General features: G+C 67.0%; 11 protein-coding genes. 5 read left to right on the top strand and 6 right to left on the bottom strand.

What is annotated here, in order from left to right; all coding sequences use genetic code 11:
- The coding region (locus ITJ69_RS19955; protein ID WP_323743166.1) for a helix-turn-helix domain-containing protein at positions 1–284 on the bottom strand (284 nt) is incomplete at its 3' end.
- 939 nt (positions 285–1,223) lie between these two features.
- Between ITJ69_RS19955 and ITJ69_RS19950 the strand changes: the two genes are divergently transcribed.
- From ITJ69_RS19950 to ITJ69_RS19935, 4 genes are all read left to right on the top strand, one after another.
- The gene (locus ITJ69_RS19950) at positions 1,224–1,754 is read left to right on the top strand and encodes a WxL domain-containing protein (protein WP_194673813.1); all 531 of its coding nucleotides are present in this window, start codon (positions 1,224–1,226) and stop codon (positions 1,752–1,754) included.
- A 38-nt stretch (positions 1,755–1,792) separates the two neighbouring features.
- Entirely contained in the window at positions 1,793–2,773 is a 981-nt protein-coding gene (locus ITJ69_RS19945) for a hypothetical protein (protein ID WP_194673812.1), read from the top strand.
- The gene (locus tag ITJ69_RS21120; protein WP_194673811.1) at positions 2,770–3,219 is read left to right on the top strand and encodes a MarR family transcriptional regulator; all 450 of its coding nucleotides are present in this window, start codon (positions 2,770–2,772) and stop codon (positions 3,217–3,219) included. The genes ITJ69_RS19945 and ITJ69_RS21120 overlap by 4 nt, the downstream gene beginning before the upstream one ends.
- 124 nt (positions 3,220–3,343) lie before the next feature.
- Positions 3,344–3,973 (top strand): TetR family transcriptional regulator, encoded by a 630-nt coding sequence (locus ITJ69_RS19935; protein WP_194673810.1) that lies wholly within the window; start codon positions 3,344–3,346, stop codon positions 3,971–3,973.
- A gap of 182 nt (positions 3,974–4,155) precedes the next feature.
- Here ITJ69_RS19935 and ITJ69_RS19930 read toward each other — a convergent pair whose 3' ends face one another.
- Together ITJ69_RS19930 and ITJ69_RS19925 are read right to left on the bottom strand one after the other, a co-directional pair.
- Entirely contained in the window at positions 4,156–4,992 is an 837-nt protein-coding gene (locus ITJ69_RS19930) for a family 16 glycosylhydrolase (protein ID WP_228549973.1), read from the bottom strand.
- Positions 4,993–5,006: 14 nt separating this feature from the next.
- Positions 5,007–6,821 carry a hypothetical protein gene (locus tag ITJ69_RS19925; RefSeq protein WP_323743165.1) on the bottom strand — a complete coding sequence of 605 codons (1,815 nt, stop codon included), beginning with the start codon at positions 6,819–6,821 and terminating at the stop codon, positions 5,007–5,009.
- 386 nt (positions 6,822–7,207) lie between these two features.
- Between ITJ69_RS19925 and ITJ69_RS19920 the strand changes: the two genes are divergently transcribed.
- Complete coding sequence (locus tag ITJ69_RS19920) at positions 7,208–8,158, top strand: helix-turn-helix transcriptional regulator (protein WP_194673809.1); 951 nt, start codon at positions 7,208–7,210, stop codon at positions 8,156–8,158.
- A 91-nt stretch (positions 8,159–8,249) separates the two neighbouring features.
- Here ITJ69_RS19920 and ITJ69_RS19915 read toward each other — a convergent pair whose 3' ends face one another.
- The 3 genes from ITJ69_RS19915 to ITJ69_RS19900 form a co-directional block, all read right to left on the bottom strand.
- A complete protein-coding gene (locus ITJ69_RS19915; RefSeq protein ID WP_194673808.1) occupies positions 8,250–8,516 on the bottom strand; it encodes a hypothetical protein in 267 nt (88 codons plus the stop codon).
- Positions 8,513–8,791 (bottom strand): hypothetical protein, encoded by a 279-nt coding sequence (locus ITJ69_RS19910; RefSeq protein WP_194673807.1) that lies wholly within the window; start codon positions 8,789–8,791, stop codon positions 8,513–8,515. Before ITJ69_RS19910 ends, ITJ69_RS19915 begins: the two co-directional genes overlap by 4 nt.
- Before the next feature lie 388 nt (positions 8,792–9,179).
- On the bottom strand, positions 9,180–9,575 hold a 396-nt coding region (locus tag ITJ69_RS19900), incomplete at its 5' end, for a MarR family winged helix-turn-helix transcriptional regulator (protein ID WP_228549972.1).

The raw sequence follows: 9,575 nt of genomic DNA, 5'->3' as shown, positions 1-9,575 counted from the left end.
GCGTCGGTGGCAGCAGGCGTGCGGGGCGCGGCGAGCATCCGGTAGAGCGTGGCGCGATCGATGTTGAGGCCGCGCGCGACAGTGGTCTTCGGGACACCGGTCCCGACGAGCCGGCGAGCTTCGGTGATCTGGTCATCGGTGTCGCGGCTGTAGGTCTGCTGTTCCTTGACGAACTCGACGGAGGCGCCCTTGGTGGTGATCTCGTCGACGATGTCGCCGAGGGAGCGTGCAAGGCGGTCCATCGACGCGACGCGGACAGTGTCGCCGTCGCGGACGTATCCGATGCAGTCGAGCAGTGCGGTCCGGTCGGTGCGGGAGTCGCCGGAGACTCTTCGAACACTCTGTCAACGCCGCCGATCGCCTCGAGTTGGCGGTCGAGGTTCTGGGGCAGGTATCCAGTCCGGACGTTACCCGTGAGCCGCGATTGTCGGGCCACCATTGAGCAACGCACCTGGTTGGTCTTGAGGGTGAGAAGGCTCGTGCGTGTGTGTGCAGGCAAAACTCACTGCGCCTTCGCGGAATCGCCGTCGGAAGCCGATTTCTGGACCGCGACGTCGACCGACTGTTGGATGGGAGCTACCTCGAGACGTTCGCTATCGACCGGGTGGTCGAGGAACTCGACACTGTCGCGGCCAACGGTGCTGTGGCCTGCGTCGCCACGCCCGCGCTCGATGCGTCAGCGGCACTCCATCGCGACGAAAGTGACCGATTCGGCCCTGTGCTTGGGGGCTCCTCTACGCCCGGCTCGTTGAGGATCAGTCGGGCTGGCAGCTTGCGCAGGTAGGGCCGGACTTGGGGCGCCTCTATCGCGGGTCCTGCACTCGTGGGCTGCACTCTTGCCGGAGTGTTGGTGCCCTGTTTGTGGGTCTAGCCCGCCGCGGTTGTTTGACATACGATCGTCTTGTGAATGTGGCGGATCAGGCCATGGATGCTCACCTCGTGTCGCCGGCGTATTCGGGTTTCGGCGGCGGCACGGGTTCCTCGTGTGGAAGCCGCCCAGCAGTCCCGCTCTGCGGCTCGTCGACCATCGCCCCGCTCTCACGTCGGGAGGTTCCGTTGAATACCGCACCCCGTGCACACCGTTCGCCACACGTGGAAACGTTCCACTCTCTGCGGACGGGCGAACCGATCCGGGTGCCTTGCGACTGCGCTGCGGACGCCGATCACAACACCAACCCAGGCCGGGCCCGACCCGGCCTGCTTTCTAGAAAGAGACCTACATCATGAATAAGCGCATCATCGCCGCGACAGCTGCAGCAGCGGCCGTCATCGTCGGCGCCGGTATCGCCGCGCAACCCGCAACCGCCGCAACCACGCAAGACACCACGGTGACCGCAGAGGTCGCCGCTGGCGATCTCTCGATCAGCGCCCCCACCGCGCTTGATCTCGGAGCGATCGCTCCTGGCGCCGTCGGTACCGCGACACTGTCCGGGATCCAGGTCACCGACGCCCGCGCAGGAACGGCTGGCTGGGTCGCATCGGCAACCGCAACCGACGTGACGTCGGCAGCGCTCGGCAAGACGATCAACGCGAGCAACATCGCCGTGGCCGCAGCGGACGCCGCGGTCACCGGCACCTCCACAGTCGCCGCATCCAACACGGTTGGCGGTGCAGCCAACGCAGCCGTACAGACCGCGAGCGGGGTCTCCGGCAACAACACGGCGACATGGGACGAGACAATTAGCCTCACCGTTCCGGGCGACGCTCTTGCTGCAGGCGACTACACCACCACCATCACGCACTCCGTGCTCTGATGCGCACCGGTGCCCGTTGGGCGGTGAAAGCCGTTGCTATGACGATCCTGACCATCACAGGCTTCCTCGCCGCAGCCCCGGCCTTCGCCGCCCAGCAGGCCACCACCCCCATACCAGCAGCGGGACTGGGAATCCGGCTCCTGGACTTTCCTGCCGAGCAAGCAAGCGACCCGCGAGCACGGGAGTACATCGTGCAGACCGCCGAGCCCGGAACAACAATCACTCGGCGGTTGCAGATCACCAATACCACCGGGAACACGCAGCGAGTGCAGATCGCCGCGACGGCCGCATCTATCCGCCACGGCCGGTTCACTGCCAACGGCACTACACAGAATGAGCTCGCACGCTGGATCGTCCCCAGCACCTCCACGGTCACCCTCCCCAACGGCGACCACGCCACGATCACCACGATCACCACGATCCCCACGACGGCCACCGCCGGAGAGCGCTACGCCGCGATATGGGCACAGATGCGATCCACGAACGCGAGTTCTCCCGGACGCATCGCGGTGGTCAACCGTGTGGGCATCCGCGCGTACATCAACGTCGCGACGAGTAACAGCCCCCCGGACTTCACGATCAGCAAGCTGTCCGCGACCAGAGCGAACGATGGCAAACCAACCCTGACCGCGGTGGTGCAGAACACCGGCAGCACCGCCGTCGATCTCACCGGACAGGCCACATTGACCGACGGCCCGGGAGAGACGAGCGCCGGCCCCTTCATGACCAACGCCGCCATAAGTCTCGCCCCGGGACAGAGCAGCCGGGTCCGCATCCCAACCGCATCGGCCATCACCCGTGGCCCCTGGACGGCAACCATCACCCTCCGCAGCGGCAACCTCACCCGCAGCAAGACAGCCCGGGTCACCTTCCCTGCCGAGACCACTCGGGACCAGGACGCGAACTCGCCAGTGCTCATCGCCCTCATCCCAGGTGTACTTCTCGTCGCCGTCGCCGTCGCCGTCGCTGGTGGTGTTGTCGTCATCCTCCGCCGCCGATACACCAAACGACACCCATGACAGGGTCCGATGAGCACGGCCGCGTCACGGACGCTACGGTCACGGCGTTCTACAACATGCAGGTCGGGCATGCTCACCTCATGCAGCACTTAGCGGCGGCGCACGACCTCAACCCGGTCGACCTCCGAGCGCTGAAGTTCCTCGGCGCGATCGACGAAGACCGCACGCCGAAGGCCCTCGCCATATTTCTCGCGAGAGGAAGTGGCGCGGTCACCGCGCTCCTCGACCGGCTCGCCCAACGAGGGCTCCTCGAGCGCGTCGGGAACCCCGAGGACCGCCGGAGCGTGCGAATCACACTCACCGCGAATGGCAGCGCATTGGTTGATTCCCTCCGAGCGGCCTACCGCGACGCGTTGCAGCATTCCGCGCCAGCTGAGCACATCGACCTGTTCATCCAGCTCACCAACCACGTCGCTCGGGCGTTCCGACAAACGAACGCTGGATAGGTCGTTGCTCACGGGGCATCGCTGACGGGTCGAAGGCGCTCACGGCATCCGCCGGGGGCTCCTCCGTCGGCAACACATGTTGGACTCACAGATGGGGAGTGGCGCTCTCCCATAGTTTGATGTCGTGGTGAACCGGCGTCAGGAACACAAGGCAGAGACTCGCAAAGCGATCCTCGCGGCCGCCGCGACGGAGTTCGCAACAAGAGGCTACGGCGGGACGAGTATCGCAAGCATCGCTACGGCGATGGGACGGCCGAAATCGGCAGTGGGACACCATCAGTTCTCATCGAAGCAGGCCATCGCCCTCGCAGTGACTGAGCAGCAGTACGACAAATGGCGGCTGCTGTTACAGCAAGCCGAAAAGGTTCCGGCTGGGCTCGTGCGCCTCCTCAGCGTCATGCTGACCATCGTCCTCGATGCCGAAACCAATCCGTTCGCTGCTGCGACGGTCCGGTTACTGACTGACGCTGAAGCGGCGAATCTCGCGCTTCCCCGATCGGTGTTCTCCTGGCGCACCTACGGAACCGCGCAGATCCAACTGACCCTCGATGACCTTCCCACCATCGCGGTGAGTGCCGACGAAGCGATGGACCGGATCCTGGTATCCACCCTTGGCGTATGGTCCGCTGGGGTCCACGGCATCAAAGAGGTCCCAACGACTCGCCGACTGATGACAGCTTGGAGAGATACGGTCGCCGGACTCGGACTTCCCAGCTCGGACGCCACGCTCGATGAAGTCGTGCAAATCCCGTAATCCAGCACGAACTGAAGCGAGTTGCTCGGGTATGCGGTCAACATGACAGCGAGTCTGCGCAGTGCACCGTTCAGAACGGCCGTCGCCCCGCTGGCGCGGTGCGCCGGCACCGGCGGGGTGGGGCCCACCTCCCGTCCGGCCTTCGCTGTTCCCAGGGCGTGTGGTCGCCCACCCGCGCTGGGTCAGGAGTTGTCGATCACACGGACGTAGTCGATCTTCATCTGCTGCGGGAACTGCGTCGTGCCGTCCGGGTAGCCCGGCCAGCTGCCGCCGACGGCGAGGTTCAGCACGATGAAGAACGGCTTGTCGAAGACCCACGGGTTGCCACCCGTGTCGGCCGGCGTGACCGTCTTGTACGCGACACCGTCGACCGACCAGGTGATCGATCCGGGCTTCCAGTCGACCGCGAACGTGTGGAACGTGTCCGCGAACGACCACCCCTGTGGGTGCTGGTAGCTCGACGTGATGCCCTGGCCGCCGGAGTACCCGGGCCCATGGACCGTGCCGTGCACCGTCGCCGGCTCGTACCCGACGTTCTCCATCACGTCGACCTCGCCGGAGTTCGGCCAGCCGACCTGGGGCAGGTCGGAGCCGAGCATCCAGAACGCCGGCCAGATGCCTTGGCCGCGCGGGATCTGGATCCGGGCCTCGACGCGGCCGTACCGGGGCGTGTACTTGCCCTGCGTCGTGAGTCGGGCGCTGGTGTACGAACCGTCGGCCTCGCGCTTCGCCGTGATGACCAGGTTGCCCTGCCCGTCGAGCGCCGAGTTGTCGCGCGAGTCCGTGTAGTCCTCGAGCTCGTTGTTGCCCCAGCCGCCGCCTCCGGTCTCGTTCGTCCAGGCCGATCGATCCGGTGCGCTGCCCGCGGCTCCGTCGAAGTCCTGCGACCAGACCACGTCGCCGCTCGCGGCGTTCGCGGGGTCCGCTCCCTGCAGGACGGGGCCCGCACCGAGTGCGAGGGCCGCCGCTCCGGCGACCGTGAGAGCGACCAGTCGCCGCTTCCGAGTGGTGTGCATCATCGGTCCTCCCGGGATCAGTTGTACGAGGCGACGCGGTTCGGGGCGGTGTTGCCAGCCGGTGTCGGCACCGCACCACCGACGCCGTTGATGACGCTCGAGATGGTGCCGGTGTCGCCGAGCGAGACCGTGACCAGGCCGTGCGCTCGGACGCCGGCGGTCTGCGGGACCTCGAACGCGCGGTCGGCGTGCACCGCGGGGTTCGTGTTGAAGAAGCAGTAGACGCCGCCGCCCCAGATCTCGTGGCTCGTCACGTTCGCGGCGACCTTGTACGCGGCGTAGCCGGCGCCCGTCGGGCTCTGCCACGAGGCGTTGTCGGGCACGTCGTAGGGCATCTCGTTCTGGAAGAAGATCGTCTTGCCGTTATTGCCGTTCCACTGCACTTCGTACTTCTGGTAGTGCTCGACGAACAGCCCGGTGGCGAGGACGTCGTTGCCGTTCACCTCGACGCCGGTCGCGCCGGTGTTCACGGTCCATCCGGTCGGCGCGCCGCCGTGGTCCGCGCGCCAGGCCCAGATGTGGTCGATGAGCGTGTCGTCGGCGTTCACCTGCAGCGTGGTCGAGGCCTTGCCCTGCACGCTCGAGCCGACGCGGAAGAAGACGTCCTGGATGCTCTGCGGGTCGCCGGCGTGGTCGACGTGCGACCCGGACGTGCCGAGGCGGACGAGCTGCGCGCTGTTCTGGGTCCCGGCATCGACGACGAGGTTCGAGACGTTCACCCCGGCGACGTCGGTCGAGGTCAGGACGGCGTTGCCCTTGGTCGGCACGAGCGTCGGGAACCCGATGCCCGTCACGACGGTGTCCGCCCGGGTGACGTTGATCGCCGCGTCGAGCTGGTAGGTCCCCGGGGTGAAGAACAGGTTCAGCCCCTGGGCCAGCGCGCCGTTGATCGTCGCCGCCGAGTCGCCCGGGTGGGCGACGTAGAAGTTCCGCATCGGGATGTCGGTGCCGCCGGTGTTCGGCCACGTGACGCCGCTCGAGTTCTGCCGCAGCGACGGGACGAACACGTGGTACTTGTTCGACGAGTCGACGTACAGGTACGGCTTCTCCCGTGTCGTCGGGGTGGTTGCGAGCGTGGTGTAGCTCTTCGAGAAGTCGTTCGCGGGGGCGCCGTTCACGCCCGAGAACGTCATGTTCCAGTTGCCGCCCTGCCACGAACCGATCGTCGAGTTCCGGGTGTACCACTGCTGCTGCGACCCGGACGTCACGGTGCCGTCGACCTTGGTGTCGGCGATGTAGCCGCCTGACGAGTACCCCTGGCCACCGTCCTGGTTCGACGGTCCCATCGTCAGGTTCCCCTTGATGTGCACCCGACGCATCGGCGCGGCCTGCGAGACCGCCCACCGGTCGGTGCCGCCCTCTGGCACGATCGCCACGTTCTCGACCGACCGCCAGAAGTTCTGCGTCGCGTTCTTCTCGTCCCCGGCGTTCCATCCGGAATCGACGTTCACGGCACCGTTGATGGTCACGTCGTCGGGGTTCTTCCCCAGACCGGCGACCGATGTGTAGAAGCCCAGGTTCGCCCAGACGCGGCCGTAGTTGCCGGGCTTGAACAGGAACGCGTACCGCTGCGTGCCGAACTGCGCGCTCGTGCTGCGGAGCTGACCGGTGAAGGCGGCGTCGACGTCGGCCTGAATGGTCGACGCGGGCACCGAGGGGTCGTAGATCTTGACGTTGCTCCCGAAGTCCGGGGTGTCGCTCGTCGTGACCGCCTGAGCGGAGATCGCGGGGACGAGGGCCCCCACGACACCGGCGCTCAACGCGATCGCGACGAGCTGCTTCATCCGTCGTTGCATGATGCTCGATTCGTCATCGTGCGGCGTCGTTGCCACACGGAACAGACCGTAGACCTGTGCGCTGTTCTAGGCAGTCGGTACTGCGGTGGACAAAATTCGTCCCCCTCGCCCCTCCGGTCAGGGTTCACAGAGGTGCTTCGACCCTGCCGAGACACTCCGAAAAGCAGCATTATTGGGTCTGATGCGAGGCGTGCGTGTGTCCGCTTCGGAGCAGCGGGCGGCTCGCTGGCGGGGCGCGCGAGCGTGTCTGCGTCGGTTCGGGGAAGGGGTGGACTGTGCGCATGCCGCCTCGCGCAGTCCTTGCTCTGTGGACCGGAGTGGGAGACGGCGACGACGTTTGGCGTAAGTCGCTCTGGTGCGAATCGAGGACGGCGCAGTCCGCTATCAGCAACCCGGCGTGCTGTGTCCGAGAGAATCGGCGGATGGATGCAGCAACTCTGGAGCGGACCCGTCTGGCCGTGCGAACGCATGAGGTTGCGGTGGCGCGTGAGGCGGTGGCGCGAACGCATCTGACGCGCGGTTTGCAGGTGAGCGTTCTGGACGGGGCAGCGTTCGCGTTCGAGGAGACGTTGACTGGGACGCAACTGCTGGCGTTGGAGTCAACGCGATGCTCTGGAATCGTTCGTGGGGAGGTCGAGTCCGGTGGCGATGTGATCGTGGTGTGGTTGAAGTCCGGCCGTGGCGCCGTGGATGGGAAGCCGTTGCTGCGGGGTCGGCCGGTGCTGTATAAGGAAGGCCGGCAGTCGTTTAGGTGGGCGGGGTTCCAGAAGGATGTGATGCGCATTGACCGGGAAACCGTTGAACAGGTCGCCGCGGAACGGGGCGGGTGGAACCCGGCACCGTTGGAGTTCAAACCCCATCACGTGCCGGAAGGGGCGCCGCTCGCGGCGTGGTGGCTGGTCGTGCGCGCCATCGCTCCCGAGATCCTGGGCAGCACCGGACCGGTGTCACTGGAGCGCGAACACGAACTTGTCCGATTCGCGGCTGCGGGCTTGTTGACCGCGGTCCCGCACTGGCCAGTCGGGCAGGGCCGGGAGGCACCGGCGCGCACCCGGTTGACGAAAGCCGAAGCGTTCCTGCTGGACCACATCGCGGAGCGGATCACCGTCGACGACGTCGCACAGGCCGCGGGCATAAGCGTGCGGGGACTGCAGGGCGCGTTCCAACGCATCCACGGGGTGTCGCCGCTGTTCTATCTGAAGGGCATCCGACTGCTGCTGGCGCGGGAGCAGCTCGAGTCCGGCGAAGCCGAGTCGGTGGCAGCGGTGGCCCGGTCCGTCGGGCTGACGCACCTCGGCCGGTTCGCGGCGTCCTACAAGGCAGAATTCGGCCAGCTTCCGGGCGACGCGCTGCGGGCCGCCGCCGAGGGTTGACCGCCGAGCGGTTGCTGCCGGAGCGCGGTATCCAGTTCGACAAGTCGGTAGAGCACGGTTCGGTGCGCGTCCGTGAGCCCGCTGGGGGTGGTCAGCATGGCGGCTCGAGCGGGGCGGTCTGGACGTGGCGGTCAAGTGCGGTCTGCGCGTCTGGCAGGGTGCGGTAGTCGCCGAGGTACTCGCCGAAGCCATTGCGGACGAAGAAGTGCTGGCCGTGCTGGTCGATGGTGCCGGCGAACGCGCCGCCGCTGTCGGCAACCCAGAAGCCCGCGTCGGCGGCAGCCCACCGCAGCACGGTCGGGGAATCGGCGACGGTGAGGGCGGGAGAGGTTTTGGGGTGGTGCAGCAAGATGCTCATGCGCGGGGCTTTCTGAGGAAGTCGCCATAGGTCGGCTCGGTCGGGGAGATCAACTCGTCGCTTCTTGCCGGGGTGGTTGTGACGATGGTGGGGAGGTCGTTGATGCGGGCGACGACGATCGCGTTGACCTCAGCCGGCGTCAGCAGACCGCGGCGATGCCACTGTTGAGGATCCGCCCGGGGGCCTGCTTCCATGAGCGGTGCCGTCGTGGGTTCTTGCAGGAGCGGCCCCATGTCGATCGGCTCAGTCGGCGTCGCCGCCGCCCCGGCGCTCACCAGGCACTCGCGACGACGATGGCTACCGTCGCGACAGTCACCGACACAAGCCCGGTCGTGACCGCGACGACGGCGAGGCGCCGGGTCCAGCGTGCGTGCTGCACTTCGGTCAGCGGTGATCGCTGTGCGCCGTAGTGGGCGGTGAAGCTGAGGTCCGCGCGGGGCGCGGGCGCAGGTGTAGCAGTGGGAGGAACGAGGGTGTGCGTCATGCCGAGCGGCCTTCCCCGTGGCAAGGCTGGCCACGGTGACTGGTCAGGCACCACCTCCGTCGTGCTGCTGGCGAGAAGCGCCGGCGTCGTCGCGACCGGGGCGCGGGAGTCCTGACAGCAATCAGGGTACGAACCCGGACCCTTGGCGTCTAACTTCCTTAACTAGAAGCGTTATTTGGTTACTGCGCCGAGGTGCTGGTGTGTGTCGCGGTGCGGTCGACAACCTGCTGCACGGCGGCAGCGAGCTCAGCGATCCGCTGGGCTTCCGCGGCCGGCACCGCGTCGAGCAGCTCCTGCACGGCTGCGGGTAGCCCTTCGTACGCCTCGACGAGGCTGCGTTGTCCGTCCGGGGTGAGCCGCACGATGCGGGATCGACGGTCGTCTGGGTCGGGTTCACGCACTGCGAAGTCACGTGCAGCGAGCCGGTCGATGGTCATGGTCGCCGCGGCACTGCTGACACCGAGCGCCTCCGCGAGGTCTGCTGCGCGTGCGGGGGCCCCGCCGGCTTCTCGCGCGGCGAGGAACTGCACCGTCTGGAAATCATTTGCCTTCAGGCCCATCCGAGCGCGTGCACG

The sequence above is a fragment of the Curtobacterium sp. VKM Ac-2887 genome, from assembly GCF_015350935.1.
Classification (GTDB): domain Bacteria; phylum Actinomycetota; class Actinomycetes; order Actinomycetales; family Microbacteriaceae; genus Curtobacterium.
Note: the sequence above shows the minus strand (reverse complement) of the source record. Positions and strands in the feature narration are given on the sequence as shown.

Excerpts from the sequence above, each read along its gene's own strand:
- ITJ69_RS19950 (WP_194673813.1), top strand. The coding sequence starts at position 1,224 with ATGAATAAGCGCATCATCGCCGCGACAGCTGCAGCAGCGGCCGTCATC.
- ITJ69_RS19945 (WP_194673812.1), top strand. The coding sequence starts at position 1,793 with ATGACGATCCTGACCATCACAGGCTTCCTCGCCGCAGCCCCGGCCTTC.
- ITJ69_RS21120 (WP_194673811.1), top strand. The coding sequence starts at position 2,770 with ATGACAGGGTCCGATGAGCACGGCCGCGTCACGGACGCTACGGTCACG.
- ITJ69_RS19930 (WP_228549973.1), bottom strand. The coding sequence starts at position 4,992 with ATGATGCACACCACTCGGAAGCGGCGACTGGTCGCTCTCACGGTCGCC.
- ITJ69_RS19920 (WP_194673809.1), top strand. The coding sequence starts at position 7,208 with ATGGATGCAGCAACTCTGGAGCGGACCCGTCTGGCCGTGCGAACGCAT.
- ITJ69_RS19915 (WP_194673808.1), bottom strand. The coding sequence starts at position 8,516 with ATGAGCATCTTGCTGCACCACCCCAAAACCTCTCCCGCCCTCACCGTC.